A 13,849-nucleotide genomic window follows, 5' to 3' on the forward strand; every position below is an offset into this window, starting at 1 on the left:
AAGGGGTTTTAATAACTGGCTTAAAGCTGAAAGCTTTCCGGAACCCCCAGCCTAGCTGGGGGTTTTCTGTGCACAAAGAAGCAGGACGCAATCGCGCGTCCCGCTAAAGGTTTGATGGCGCGGAAACGAACGGCAACCGAGGGCTGCCGTTTGCTTTCTCTAATACCGCACACAAACCGATTTGGTTTCGCACCAGCCATCCAGCCAGTCGGGGCCAAAATCGCGGCCCGTACCGGACTGCTTCATGCCGCCAAACGGCAGATTCGCATCGATCAGGGTATGGCTGTTGACCCAAACGGTTCCGGCCTGAAGTCTGTCGGTATAGTCCAGCGCCTTACTGATATTTTGCGTCCAGACGCTGGCCGTCAGGCCGTATTCGGTGTCATTTGCCCGTTGTAACGCCTCTTCGCCATCGGTTACCCGTACCAGGTTAACAACCGGGCCGAATACCTCTTCGCGCGTCAGTCGCAGATTCGCATCCGGGTTAACCACCAGCGTTGGCGACACATAGTATCCTTTTCCGTCAGGTACATGGTTACCGGTAATCAGTTCAGCATTGTGCGATCTCGCCTCATCGAGGAAGGTCTGAACTTTATCGCAGTGAGCGCGGGAAACCAGAGGGTTAATGAAGGCCTGCGGCGACATACCTGGGCCGATACTCAGGGATTTCACCGCCTGTTCGAACCCGCTCACCAGGGTATCAAACAGCGGTGCTTCAATATAAACACGCGAGCTGGCAGCACATACCTGCCCCTGGTTCAGGAAACTGCCCATCATTAACCCTTCGATCACCCAGGCCGGGTCAGCATCCTTCAGCACAATCGCCGGGTTTTTGCCGCCTAACTCCAGCGTCACGCCCGTCAGCGTGTCTGCCGCGACGCGTGCAATCTGCTTACCCGTGGCCGTAGATCCGGTAAAGCTCACTTTGGCAATATGCGAATGTGACGTCAGCGCAGCGCCGCACACCACGCCACTGCCCGTCACAACGTTGAACACGCCGTCAGGAATACCGGCTTCGCTTGCCAGTTCAGCCACGCGGAGCATCGTCAGCGGAGTGGTTTCAGACGGTTTGATAACGATAGAACAACCTGCGGCAAGGGCTGGCATCACTTTCCACATGCCAATCATCAACGGAAAGTTCCACGGAACAATCCCGGCAACAACGCCCACCGGCTCTTTACGCGTCCACGCCTGATAGCGCGCCCCTTGTGGTAACGGAATAGAAAGATCGAGTGTTTTACCCGCAATTTTAGTGGTAAGGCCGGCAGTGTAACGCATCCAGTTCAGGGTACAGCCTACTTCAAACGCGCGGGAAATGTTGATGGATTTCCCCTGTTCCAGCGTTTCAAGCTGCGCCAGCTCTTCACTGTGCTGTTCAACCAGATCGGCAAAATGCAGCAAAATCCGTTCGCGCTCAGCCGGTAATTTTCCGGCCCAGCGTCGGGCAACAAAGGCGCGCCAGCCTGACATCACCGCACGATCAACGTCTTCAGCACTGGCATCAGCCGTCGATGCAATGACCTCACCGGTTGCCGGGTTGAACACCTCGAGTCGCTTTTCACTGTCAGATACCATCTGACGACCCTCGATCCACAGGCCATGATGGCGGTCTAAAAACTGCTGCACGCGGGTAAGAACTGCGATTTGTGATTCGGACATAGGGTACTCCTTCGTTATTATTCGCAGGGTGTTAGTGCAGTCTAAGAGGCCTTTCCCGAACTCGCTTTTCTCTGTGTGACATTCGCTTTGCCACCTGTGACAGGCTCCGCAAATCGTGATAATTCCGGCTTATTGCTCTGTTCCCGGTGAGTGTTCTTTCCTATAGTCAGCCTCACAAGTCTGACAAAATGCAACACAAATGCAACAATGCGAAAACATTGACGGTGCAGCGAGATAAACAATGGCGTGTGCAAGCGAGCAGGAAAAGTATCAGCAATGGCTGGCGCAAATTAACCAGGTCTGTGGCCGGTTTGCGGCACGTCCCTTGTCGGGCGAATTCATCGGTGAACTGGAAACCAGCTACGCCAGAAGCCTGAAATTAAGCACCGTTACCACTGGCAGTGTTACCCTGTATCGTACCCGTGAGGAGATCAAAACCAGTAACGATGCCTGGTTCTACACCGTATTTCAGCTTGAAGGGAGCGCTGAAATTGAGCAGGATGATCGGCGTTCTGTCCTTAAAACCGGTGATATTACGCTGATCGATGCCTCGCGCCCCTGCTCTATTTCCTGGCAGGACAAGTCGCGGCAGATCTCACTCCTTGTACCTCGTCAGATCATCGAACAGCAGTGCCGTTTTCAGGAAGTGAGCTGTGCATTGGCCCTGTCCCGCAATTTGCCGACTGTGCAGCTGAGTTATCGTCTGTTGCAAGAAAGTATGGGAAATACCGCGTTGAGCGAGCGGGAAAGTGAAGCCGCGCTGGAGGCGATGATTTGTCTGCTACGCCCAGCCTTTCAGCAACGCGAATCTGCACAACCCCGCAAAGAACGTCAGTTCCAGAATGTGCTGTCGCTGATTGACGACCACATCCAGTCTGAAGCATTGCGCCCGGAATGGATTGCCTCGGAAAGCGGGATGTCGGTACGTAGCCTGTATCGCATGTTTGCTGAGAAAGGACTGGTTGTGGCTCAGTACATTAAAAATCGGCGTCTTGACCGGTGCGCGCAGGAGTTACGCACCACCCGCGACGACGAAAAACTGGCGGGAATTGGCTACAGCTGGGGGTTTGCCGACCATAGCCATTTTTCAACCGCGTTTAAGCACCGCTTTGGTATGTCACCGGGAGAGTATCGCAAGCGTTCCCGGTAGCTATTTCCGCAACCATTTGCCGTTGATCCCTTTCACATATTCTCCTGGCTGCGCGCGGGAAACCAATTTCTGCCCCGCCATTTTCGCCACTTCATCTACCGGCAGGTTATTGCTGTCGGCCAGTTTTTGGTAATTTTCTGTTCTCGCAGAGTTGATTTGATTCACCAGTGCCAACGTTTCCGCATCCTGGCGTAACGGCGCAATATAGCCGCTCAGGGTTTCCCCAACGCGCCCCTGTGCGCGGGCATCATTTAAGGTCAATGCCGCAGCCTGAACGTTCATCCCCAGAGCCAGTAAAATGAGAGCGAGTGTGCGTTTCATGACATCCTCAGAACAGATCGCTGCGTGATTTAAGCAAGGTTTCAACATCCTTATCGACTTTAATATGAATTTCGTGCTCGATTTTCACATTCATATTGATCGTAATCGGCTCTTTTGGGGCCGCGACTTCAATGCGCGGCGTACAGCCCGTCAGCAATACCACGACGCCTGCGGTGAGCGCACCAGCCAGCTTTTTCATTGTTGTTCCTCACTTTCCTTGCCTGTCGAACTGCGGGAATCAGGTATCGCCGCGTGTTGCTCAAACCATGTTTGCAAATTGTCCCCAAAACGCAGGCTGCGCCAGAGGGTAAATACGTTTTCTTCATGGGTGTAATTAAGATGCACAGTACTGCTTTTCCCCTCTACACGGCTGGTTCCTTTTATCGTGGCTTGCATGGTTAATACACCCAGATTATCTAAATTGATTTTCGTCCACGAGCGAGAAATTTCCATGTAACGAAGCCAGTTAATTGCGGCTCCGGCCACCATATTGTCTTTTACCACCGCATCCGCCGTATCTTTGTCGATACGCAGCGTCATGGGGCCAGGGTTGGTTAACCAGCCATCTTTGATGATCCATTTTTCGTTATCCAGCCAGAATGGCAGTGCGCCGCTGACCGGGCCTGACATCGCAAACTGTTTCGGATTTACTGCGCTGATAAGTTCGCTGGTCGAGATATTCTGAACCCGCAAGAGCGCGGGATCGTGCTGTGGCATCCGCAATTGCTGCATGGTGATTTTGCCGCCAAGCGCATCAACGCTGACATTGGTCAACAGCAGCGGATTTTCATCGCTCCAGGGGTAATTGCCCTGCAAATCAGCCGAAATGTTGCGCGCGGTGACCAGGTTTACCACCTCTCCAATACGCAACATTACCGGGCCACGCGTGCCGAGTGACCAGGTTCCCTCGCTGAAACGGAATGGCAGGACAAAATCGACGCCGTTAATCTGGTTATCCGGCATCCAGGCGCTACCCGCCTTCAGCACGCCGTGACCACCGGCTTCAAAGCCTTGTCCCGCTGCCGCAGAGAAAGCCACCTGTGCGTAAAGGTCGCCCTCACGCAGCGTCATTTTCCAGTCAGGTGGGATCAGCGGTTGAAACACGGTGAGTGACTGTTTAGGCCACCAGGCCTGACCACGAAGCCGTTCGCCGTCCCAGCGCCCATTCACCTGGACTGGACCTATTTTTCCGGCATGGAGATCGCCTTTAAACTGGAAGAACGTTGGATCGCTGCCGTCAACATTGAATGTCAACACGGACGGCGGAAGCACACTGCCGCCGGTAAACGTGGTTTGTTCCGCATTCAGCGACAACGCGCCGCTAAAGGTCGGTTTTTCAGGATCGCGCATCCAGCGAACCGGTTTATCCAGGATCAGGCGCGGTTTATTGACCAGCATCGTGCCGTACTGAAGTTTGTCGAATCCGGTTGAGAGATCGGTGAGTTCAATGATGTTGTCACGCCATTCACCTTTGCCCGCGACATCCCAGCGCGCATTCATCGGGGTGAAACGCCCTTTTCCCCAGTAGCGCCATTGCCACAGACCGTTATCGGGCAGGAAGTCGTTAGCCTGGCCATCCAGATGCAGGACAAAGTCCCCCATGTCATTCTCGTGCGCCCGCAGAATAGCCTGTAGCCGGCCATCGACCCCTTTCTGCGTCAGTTTGACACCCGCAAGCGGCCAACGAATTTCATCAATATTGAGGGAATTAATGATTCGGCCACGCGAACGTAATAACGCGCCAGGTTCAAATGCCAGTTGTGGATCGCTCAGGCTCCCGGTTAATCTTGCCGGGAGTTTGGCATAGAGGATCAGATCGTTTTGTTTGGCCTCACCGCTCAGGGATAACGGCATATCACTGTTCTGCATACTGAGCGTTCCTGGCCCAATATTCAGCACCGCGTTGCCTTTCCCTGCATCCCCGTGGGTAAGAACATTCAGTCGACCGGTCAATGTGGTTTTCTCAAGCCCTTCTTGCCAGTTCTCGGCCCGAAGGCCTACGCGGCCACTCAGCGGCATACCAGAGACATTCCAGTTCCATCGCCCGTCGCTGATAGTCAATTTTTGCGCCGTGATTTGCCACGGTAAATCGAGTAACGGATCGGGATTGTCACGAGCCATCACCACCAGTTGCCCCTGATTTTGCTCCCAGTCAAGATCGGCATCCACCAGCGAGGAGAGTTGCGGCACGTTAAATGTCGCCAGTGCGTGCCCTTTCACCGGCACGCCATCCGGAACAAGCGGTAACGTAAATTCGCCCACCAGCTTAACGGGTTGCGGGTAATCCGGCAGGTGAGCTTCGAATTCGCTTATCGTCAGGGTTTGACCGCGGAGTTTGCCCTGGATGTTCACTTGATCACCTTTATAGGTGATCTCCTGGACGGCAGGCGTCAACGACGCATGCAATTCGCCCTGCCACTGCTGCCAGGGTAATAACGTCAGACGATGAATGGTGAGCCAGGTGTTAGGCAGAAGAGATTGCCACTCGGTCAAGGTTTTAGGCGCTGCCGTTGAGGGCGCTGTTTGGGGCAATTTACTCAAACAGGCCGTATTGAGTTCAAGCGCACCGATATCCAGCTTCCAGCGACTGGGGTGAGCCAGGGTCGCATTTTCGACTCTGGCAATCTCACAATCGTCGACCAGATAGCGAAGGTCAGGGATCACGAGGGCGTGGCGGGACAGCCGGGGACTCTTCTCGAACGCGATGCGGGTTCCCACGGGCAACCAAATCCCGGCAAGCGTCGGGACCCACTGAGCGAGCGTCATCAGCAGCGTCAGCGGCAAAAGTACCAACAGCAAGAGTAGCGCTATCGCGGCTTTGTATTTACCCTTCATGGGCAGTTAATATCCTGATTTAGCGAAAAAAATAAGCCGACAGTGCCGATCATTGTCGCATGTTTAGCCCGTCAGTTGAAGTGAATGCCTTTTTAAGGATAGATGCTCTCGACCCAGGAGGGAAACTCTTTGCGGCTCCGTTTATTGGTAAAACAACAAGCCCCTGTCAAGGGGCTTCGTGATGAGCATACAACTGAGGTTTATTGCGATGTGTATTTGCTTTTCAGCATATCCAGTCTTTTTTGATCGTCTTCACTGAAGGAGCCTGAGTCAAAAAGTGCATTACCATCAGCCCCATCCAGTCTCATCACTTCTACGGTAAAGACCGCATCTTCTGGCGCCTGAACTTTTCCCCAGTCGGAAAACATATTCGGCAAAAGAGGCCAGTTGGCTTTTTCGCCAGGCTCCAGGCCGCCAGGGATTGAGTAGTTGAAGGTATCGACCAGCCAGGGAATGGTGCGTCCTGGTGAAGCAATAGTGCCTTTGAAATAGGCTCGCGAAACAGGACTCGTGGTTTTGTTTTCAACACTGAGTTCAATGACAGGACGAGGACCACCAAACTCTTGTTTTTCAAAGAAGAAGCGAGATTTGTTCACAACGAAATTACGCAGGGACGCTTTAGCCGTTTGCGACGCCGTTTTCTTCTGTTGCAGTTCTGCAATTTCCTGAAGCGCCTGCTGCTGTTCTTTTTTGGCTCTCTCAGCCTGAATAGCTTTCGCTTCGCTGATGATCTCTTCCCCTGTTTTGCCGTTTAACGCCGCTTTTACCTTCTCAGCTTGTGCGGTTGCGATCGCATCCCCGTTGCCTGAAAACGCCCCCGCCATGACCGCTTTCATGTCGACGTTACTCATCATTATCGTTGTTGCCGCGTCGCTAAACGCTTGTCTTTTATCTTCAGGAAGCGACTCTTTAACCTTCTGAAGCGAGGTTTTCATCGATTCGTCTGTTGACGTATCCACCTTTGGTTTATCACACCCAGAAAGCAACAAGACCAACCCGCAAGCAAACACCATTTTTTTCATTTTCATCTCCTTGATAATTATACTTTACGCCTCATAACTGAGGGGATGACAAACATCAGCCTCCCTCTTTTTGACGCTGTCGATCATGCTTTCTGGCCTCAAACCGGCCGTTCAGGCTTTATCAGCCAGCGCGCCTCCATTTCGCCATCTGTTCTGAGAAAACACAGGCTAATGAAAGTCGTGTAGTTTGAATATCATAGAGTTATTGGGTATAGATGCTCTAGAATTATTCATAGAACCCATTGAATTCAATAATATTTTATAAATTGTAAGATTATTTTAATCATGCTAACGTGAATGCAAAATCACTGGAGAAAGTCTTATGAAACTCGCGGTATATAGCACAAAGCAGTACGACAAAAAGTATCTGCAACATGTTAACGAGGCTTACGGATTCGAACTTGAATTTTTCGACTTTCTGCTTACCGAAAAAACAGCCAAAACAGCCAACGGATGTGACGGTGTCTGCATCTTTGTCAACGACGATGGCAGCCGTCCGGTTCTGGAAGAGCTGAAAAAACACGGTGTGAAATACATTGCCCTGCGTTGCGCGGGCTTTAACAACGTTGATCTCGATGCCGCCAAAGAGCTGGGTCTGAAGGTCGTGCGTGTTCCGGCCTACTCTCCGGAAGCCGTCGCGGAACATGCCATCGGCATGATGATGTCGTTGAACCGCCGCATTCACCGCGCGTATCAGCGTACCCGCGATGCGAACTTCTCTCTGGAAGGATTGACCGGTTTCACCATGTACGGCAAAACCGCTGGCGTGATCGGAACCGGTAAAATCGGTGTTGCCGCACTGCGTATTCTGAAAGGCTTTGGTATGCGTCTGTTGGCGTTTGATCCGTATCCAAGCGCTGCCGCACTGGAGCTGGGTGTGGAGTATGTTGATCTCCCGACGCTGTTTTCCCAGTCAGACGTTATCTCCCTGCATTGCCCGCTGACGCCGGAAAACTACCATCTGCTTAACCAGGCAGCGTTTGATCAGATGAAAGACGGGGTGATGATCATCAACACCAGCCGTGGGGCATTGATTGATTCCCAGGCCGCGATCGAAGCACTGAAAACCCAGAAGATTGGCGCGCTCGGAATGGACGTTTACGAGAACGAACGCGATCTGTTCTTTGAAGACAAGTCTAACGACGTGATTCAGGATGATGTCTTCCGTCGCCTGTCGGCCTGTCATAATGTCCTGTTCACCGGACATCAGGCCTTCCTGACTGCCGAAGCGTTAATCAGCATTTCCGAAACCACGCTGGGTAACCTACTGCAACTGGAAAAAGGCGAAACCTGTCCTAATGCGCTGGCGTAAGTAAAACAAACGGCAACCCACGGGTTAATGCCGATCAGTTAAGGATCGATTGACCGATCCGGTGGCTGGTGTAAAAAGGGTTCCATGTTCATGATGGAGCCCTTTTTAAATGGAACTTTATCAGGCACCTGGCATTATCAACGCCACCACTCCAGAGCGTGCCCGTAGTCTCGCCGACCTCATTCCCCCGGCGCTTATTCAGCAGGCACTCACGCTGACCGATACCGTCACTTTGCGTAAACGCAAGGCAGGTGCTGACATCACTGACAGACCCGAATCGTTATCCAGGCAATGACATCAGTGAGTTATATCGCCACCGCCGGGAAACAGAGCTGGGTGTAGCGCGGCGCGTAAATCGCGAATCTTTGACAAATAAGTTTGGATCGCCTTCGACGATCCAATTTTAAATGTCAATTTTAGAGCACTGGCGGGGTGTCAGGCCAACTTACATCAGGCGCAGTGGAGATATCGACGGCCTTTAGCGCTTTGATGTACTTCATCCAGACCGTTAACTTAGCTTTATCCTCATCATCAATAATGCCCAGAGACAATTCAATGCGCCAGTCAGCAGTAATCGCGTTAGCCTGCGCAAGAAGAGCCTGCCGTTCTTGCTCAGCAGCAAATATTTGCGAAGACTTCAGGGCATCGGCATCAGTTACCCATTCAGAGCCATTCCATGTATCGTATTGTGTGCCCGGCGCAGCCAGAGTAAAACCGTCACGAACAGCCCCTATATAGTCAACAATGACCGGTTCAGCCGTCGCCGTCGAATACACCGTTTCCTCCCTGAAGTCCTGCTTAACCGTCCATTGCTTATCAGCATAAACCGCAATCTCACGCGACTGTACTGCTGGCGCGGGTTTCAGCGTGGACTGTCCTGGAATACCCGTTCCCGCAAGAATGCGCACATCATAAGAGCCGGTAAACTCGCCTGTTTCGACGCTGAATCCATAAACGGTTACAGTTGTTGTCTCTACTGCATTGCCGTTTTCATCAAAAATGTCTGACATTATTTAGCCCTCACAATCTGGTTCCATGCGACGTTTTTCACACGGACTTCAGGCGCTGTTCTTACCTGTGCTGCAGCATTAATATTCAAATTCCTGAACGGTATGGTTGCTCCGGTTCCGCCCTGCAGGGGCTGGGAGCCGGTCCCAGAGTAAGACAGAACACCGGAGGCTGTGTTGGGGTCCTGAGTCCATACATTTGCAACAGCGCCGACAATATTCTGGATTGCATCGTCCTGGTTGCTCAGCAGTGAACGCCCGGAGTCAATACCTCGCCCGTTATCCCATCCCCTGGCAAACTTTCCGCGCATATCAGTCGGTAACTGAAGAGTGGGATGCAGTTGGGCAAGCAAGGGATATTTCACCGCGTCGAACGTCTGTCCCATGTAAGGGATGAACTCCATTTTCATATCAGGCCAGATTTCATGCGGCATCAGAGCGAGCGGCCAGTCAACAAGTTCACCAATCAGAGGGCAGCCGTATTTGGTCATTGAAATCACATCGCCCAAACCAAGGTTTGAGAGAGCTTCCTGTACGGCATCCGCACCATCAGCTTTGATATCAGAAAACGGATGTGTGCGGATCAGAAACAGTTTTTTCATCGCTGCATAGAGCTGTGTATGGTCTGTCTTTTCCGGGTCGATACCTGCTTTGATGAGGAAATTCAGCAGTTCGGACTGAATGATATTGAACCAGTCAGGACCAGGATAAGTTGGCGGGACGCCACCACCCCCCTCAGTGAAGAAAGTCGGCGTAGTGCTGACTACTGGACCCGGCGCGGGCATGACAGGAACAGCAGAATTATTATCAACAAAATACATTGCTGAACTCCTTACAAATAAAGGTAATCGTAGTTAGTACCTGCAAGCCGATATTTCGACAGCACGCATTCAAGGTTACTGGCCCGGTCATTCAACAGTGGTGTCATGCAGCCATCCATACAGGTAAAACGTCCGCCAGTAATGTTCTGAACATCCACCTGGAGCAACCAGCGATAACGTGCAGGGAACAGCGGATACATACAACTACGCAGACAGTGATGAGGCAAAATCACGCGCACTGTAATAGTGAACCCCAGCGTTTTGGCTACAGCTTCAATCTGCCAGGGGGCAAGGCCACCCTTGCGGTGATATTTCTCAACCACAGCAGCACGGCGGTCCTCAAAGGTTCCTGAAGGAAGATCACACTCAGGAAGTTCGAGATATTTTTCCCAGTCTTCAAGCAAAAGAAACGTCGTCTCAGGGCGCATCTCATTCAGCAGCACATCACCGGATGATTCAACCCGGCTTAAACGACGTGCTAACGCGCGTAAAAAGCGCGTTAAATCGGCATTATTTTCACGCGACCAGGCTTTACCACGCGGCATTACCTGCTGAAGGGCATGGAGCCAGTCATCTACTGAGTGAGCCATGTGATACCCCCGATAGTAATCAGCTCGCTTGTGCTGGCTGTCGTATCGGTGGTGACGGAGAGATCGTAGTCTGTCACCCCAGTAGCTTTACCAATGGATGTACGTAATGCGGAGACACCCAATGTCTGTCCCGGAGAAAGGGTCTTCTGCAGTGCGACAAGGTTGGTCTGAACGGCTGTACGCGTTGAGGTGTTATCCGGGATAAGTTTAATGGACATCGGGACAGGCTTAAGGGTCAGCGCAACGGGCCATACCTCAATTCCTCCCGGCTTGCCAACATAGTTGCCCGTAGCAGGGTCTGCATGACGAAACAGCCAGTTTTGCATGTTTTCACGGTCTGTATCTGTAGGTGTTATATCAGCCCGGCCATCATAGACCCACGCAAGGCCCACCGTACTCGGTCCGTGCCACGCATCAAAACACCAGGCACGGCTTACCCCTACAACCTCGCGTGCCCAGATAACATAATCATGGACAGCACCGCCTACTGGCGGATTACGTTTACGGAAAAGCAAACGGTCAAGAAGCTCGACAATGGACTCCACATCGGCTCCACCAGTAATTCCGGCATCATCGACTGTGCCAGAACTGTCAGTGCCAGCTAATGGGGAGAGCAGCGTTAGTGTCTCGCCTGCTGCAAGGTTCCCCCCGACTCCCGCCTCATCAGCCTGGACCTGCACAGAAACAGTCCCTGTGACAGGCTGAGATGAGCTGATAACGCGATAAACAACACTGGCAGTGGTCTGCATCTCAGTATCAACGGGAAGGGCAGCCGAACTGGTAAAGACTACCGGACCAATGGCAAAGGAGGACGGTTTGCGAATAACCCCCTCAGAGGCAGCCGCATCAATGATGGTCTGGTCATCAGATTTAGGCGACGGAATTATCTGGTCAGCAATCCAGCTCTGGTGGTCATATAAATCTCGGGCCTGGCTGCTTACAGAAATATTAATCGCATTCTCTACGCCGACAGGGGGCAGTGAAGGTACGCCCAGTTCAATTTCAATATCCTTTTTACCGTCGGCAATGATTTTACTTAGCGCGGGGACGTTAAATGGCATTTGTTGTAGCCTCCCAGCGACGGCTAAGTTGAATAGTGAGCACCGATTTATCTGGACGTGTCAGAGTCACAATGAAATTTATTCGATCCATTGAAGCAATAGTTGCTTCTACAGATGCAGTTCTTGCATACCCGGCACGCAGCAGAGGCTGCATTGCGAGACGGGCATAATTCTCAACTCGCTGGCGAACGGACTCGGTCAGCTTCTGACGCTCAAGCAACCAGAGTTTAGAACCCCACGGAAACTCGCTGTAGGTATCACCCGGCCAGCCGCGTGCATCATCAGAACCATCGGGGATTTCGTCATCAATGTCAGCGCGTGCATCGGTGAAAAGACAGATAAGGACTAAAGTGACAAGCCCGTCGTCAAGCGACAGGCCGTCATGTTGGATGGTTATGTCACCACGTGATAAGAAATTTTCCCAGCTCAGTCCGATGGTCATAAAGGTTCTGTGGTATCTTCATTGTCGCCATCCTTATGAATATGTTTAAGGAAGGATTTACCTTTAACGGTAATATCCTCCGCAAAATCAGTAGGACCGACGAATTTAAGTTGAGCGCTATTAATCTCAAATAAATCGGCGGCGCTATAATTTACCCGTTTCCCTCTTACATCTATTATTCCGCCTTTCTTCAGAATAATCATCGACTGGCCATCCTGATGATAAAGACAGACGTCTCCTGCCGCCAACCCTTTAGGTCGACAGCGTTTATCTTCAACTGCAATTGCTACAAGACTTTCACGCCTGCCGCCAACGGCAAGAATGATCGCCTCGCTACCAGACGGAGGGACGGAGGTAAATCCATATTGCTGAAAACGCTCCACGTCGTCATTCGTCGCGTCAGCCAGGGACTGCACCTGCAGGTTCTGGCGACCCAGACTGTCAGTAACGATACGTACAACCGCACGATCTACAAGAAGGCGAAGACGACGCCCAATCTGGTTTAGGGTGCGGGCAAAGTTTGCCGGATTCAGTCCCATGTTGCGGTTACCTTAGCTTTACTGGATTTTTTACCTGCGGTTTTAGCCTGTGTCTGCGGCAGGTCAAGCGATTCTGGCGGAACAAGGGCAAGCACTGCCGTGCGGCCACCATCGCCTTCAGTGAGCGTTACACTCTTGATAAGCCAGGTGGTATCCAGGTTTTGAATCGGGTCACGAATGGGAACAAGTATGTTTTTCTGCCACAGTGGGCCGGTATTACCGTTCTCCCGCCAGCCTGCTACGGTGATTTCCGTGGTGTTGGCCTCACCCATCATACGAGCTTTGTACCAGTCACCGCGCGTGCTGGCTCCACCGACGGTCAGGCTGTCTTCGTTAACGAGGATTTTCGGGCGATACCGGTTAATCTCTTCGTCGTTAATACTTACCTGACGGCCGCCAATAACTTTGGCGGGCTGGTCATCCCATGTCGCGCCACCTGCACTGGAGCTACCTTTCACGATGTACTGGCTGGCACGTTCACGCCAGCTAAAGCGTCCACGTGCAGCAAGAATATTTTCACCCAGAACCAGTGACACCGATGCCCGCCTTTTTGATGCACGGGTGATAACAAGATTGCCGGAAGTATTAGAGGTAAGAAGTACACCGCGTTGTTTGGCAAGCCTGTCGAGCAATTCAAAGCCTGTTTCACCCTGTTCAAGAACCACGCTCGGGAATGCCTCACCCGTATCCGTCTCATTAATTACACTGATGCCATAGGGCTTCGCAATTTCAGTGGCCAACTGCTCAAGGCGAATCCCTTTCCATTGCCCGGACTTATGTACAACAGAGCTATCAACAAGATCACCTGTTTTATCCCGCCCCATCACGCGAATAGAAACGTTTTCGGCGTCATAGCTTGGAATGAAGTCGTCAATATACCCAGTGAGCACAGTGTCGCTGCCAATGGTCACAGAACAGGGCAACCCCTCTTTGATTGTGCGAGGAGCCGCATCTGACCACTGGGTAGTGATGGTCAGATCAAACTCACCGGCAATCGCATCCAGTGAGCTGGTGACAGACATTTCTGTCCAGCCATCCCATTTCTGGCCTGCAACAGTCAGTTCAACAGTTTCCAGAGTCTGCTGGTTAT

General features: G+C 52.0%; 14 protein-coding genes and 1 pseudogene. 3 read left to right on the forward strand and 12 right to left on the reverse strand.

Annotated elements, in window-relative coordinates; translation table 11 throughout:
* Positions 1-159: 159 nt before the first annotated feature.
* Positions 160-1,659: an aldehyde dehydrogenase family protein gene (locus tag GF617_RS14115; RefSeq protein ID WP_203451879.1), complete on the reverse strand. Its 1,500-nt coding sequence runs from the start codon at positions 1,657-1,659 to the stop codon at positions 160-162.
* A 241-nt stretch (positions 1,660-1,900) separates the two neighbouring features.
* On the opposite strand from GF617_RS14115, the gene feaR reads away from it, so the two are divergent.
* Entirely contained in the window at positions 1,901-2,809 is a 909-nt protein-coding gene (gene feaR, locus GF617_RS14120) for a transcriptional regulator FeaR (protein WP_181623420.1), read from the forward strand.
* Here the strand turns inward: feaR and GF617_RS14125 are convergent, their stop codons facing one another.
* The 4 genes from GF617_RS14125 to GF617_RS14140 form a co-directional block, all read right to left on the reverse strand.
* Positions 2,810-3,130: a YdbL family protein gene (locus GF617_RS14125; RefSeq protein WP_181623419.1), complete on the reverse strand. Its 321-nt coding sequence runs from the start codon at positions 3,128-3,130 to the stop codon at positions 2,810-2,812.
* A 7-nt stretch (positions 3,131-3,137) separates the two neighbouring features.
* Positions 3,138-3,329, reverse strand: coding sequence for a YnbE family lipoprotein (locus tag GF617_RS14130; protein WP_181623418.1), 192 nt, complete (start codon positions 3,327-3,329; stop codon positions 3,138-3,140).
* Positions 3,326-5,965 (reverse strand): YdbH family protein, encoded by a 2,640-nt coding sequence (locus GF617_RS14135; protein WP_203451881.1) that lies wholly within the window; start codon positions 5,963-5,965, stop codon positions 3,326-3,328. The genes GF617_RS14130 and GF617_RS14135 overlap by 4 nt, the downstream gene beginning before the upstream one ends.
* 200 nt (positions 5,966-6,165) lie before the next feature.
* On the reverse strand, positions 6,166-6,987 hold the full coding sequence (locus tag GF617_RS14140; protein WP_203451883.1) for a DUF6694 family lipoprotein: 822 nt from the start codon (positions 6,985-6,987) through the stop codon (positions 6,166-6,168).
* Positions 6,988-7,309: 322 nt separating this feature from the next.
* On the opposite strand from GF617_RS14140, the gene GF617_RS14145 reads away from it, so the two are divergent.
* Together GF617_RS14145 and GF617_RS14150 are read left to right on the forward strand one after the other, a co-directional pair.
* A complete protein-coding gene (locus GF617_RS14145) occupies positions 7,310-8,299 on the forward strand; it encodes a 2-hydroxyacid dehydrogenase (protein ID WP_181623415.1) in 990 nt (329 codons plus the stop codon).
* 109 nt (positions 8,300-8,408) lie between these two features.
* Positions 8,409-8,546: pseudogene (locus tag GF617_RS14150) on the forward strand (IS4 family transposase); the annotation flags it as partial.
* Between the two features lie 169 nt (positions 8,547-8,715).
* On the opposite strand, the gene GF617_RS14155 reads toward GF617_RS14150, so the two are convergent.
* Genes GF617_RS14155 through GF617_RS14185 form a run of 7 tightly spaced genes read right to left on the reverse strand, consistent with a single transcriptional unit; the run spans position 8,716 to position 13,835 of the window.
* Complete coding sequence (locus GF617_RS14155; RefSeq protein WP_203451885.1) at positions 8,716-9,309, reverse strand: tail fiber assembly protein; 594 nt, start codon at positions 9,307-9,309, stop codon at positions 8,716-8,718.
* Positions 9,309-10,127 (reverse strand): integrase, encoded by an 819-nt coding sequence (locus tag GF617_RS14160; protein ID WP_203451886.1) that lies wholly within the window; start codon positions 10,125-10,127, stop codon positions 9,309-9,311. The genes GF617_RS14155 and GF617_RS14160 overlap by 1 nt, the downstream gene beginning before the upstream one ends.
* 11 nt (positions 10,128-10,138) lie before the next feature.
* On the reverse strand, positions 10,139-10,717 hold the full coding sequence (locus GF617_RS14165) for a YmfQ family protein (protein ID WP_203451887.1): 579 nt from the start codon (positions 10,715-10,717) through the stop codon (positions 10,139-10,141).
* Positions 10,702-11,778 (reverse strand): baseplate J/gp47 family protein, encoded by a 1,077-nt coding sequence (locus tag GF617_RS14170; protein ID WP_203451888.1) that lies wholly within the window; start codon positions 11,776-11,778, stop codon positions 10,702-10,704. The genes GF617_RS14165 and GF617_RS14170 overlap by 16 nt, the downstream gene beginning before the upstream one ends.
* Positions 11,768-12,220, reverse strand: coding sequence for a phage GP46 family protein (locus GF617_RS14175; protein ID WP_203451890.1), 453 nt, complete (start codon positions 12,218-12,220; stop codon positions 11,768-11,770). The genes GF617_RS14170 and GF617_RS14175 overlap by 11 nt, the downstream gene beginning before the upstream one ends.
* Positions 12,217-12,759 carry a phage baseplate assembly protein V gene (locus tag GF617_RS14180; protein WP_203451892.1) on the reverse strand — a complete coding sequence of 181 codons (543 nt, stop codon included), beginning with the start codon at positions 12,757-12,759 and terminating at the stop codon, positions 12,217-12,219. The genes GF617_RS14175 and GF617_RS14180 overlap by 4 nt, the downstream gene beginning before the upstream one ends.
* Positions 12,750-13,835 carry a phage baseplate assembly protein gene (locus GF617_RS14185; protein ID WP_203451971.1) on the reverse strand — a complete coding sequence of 362 codons (1,086 nt, stop codon included), beginning with the start codon at positions 13,833-13,835 and terminating at the stop codon, positions 12,750-12,752. The genes GF617_RS14180 and GF617_RS14185 overlap by 10 nt, the downstream gene beginning before the upstream one ends.
* Between the last annotated feature and the right edge of the window lie 14 nt (positions 13,836-13,849).

The sequence above is a fragment of the Lelliottia sp. RWM.1 genome (genome assembly GCF_016859735.1).
GTDB lineage: Bacteria > Pseudomonadota > Gammaproteobacteria > Enterobacterales > Enterobacteriaceae > Enterobacter.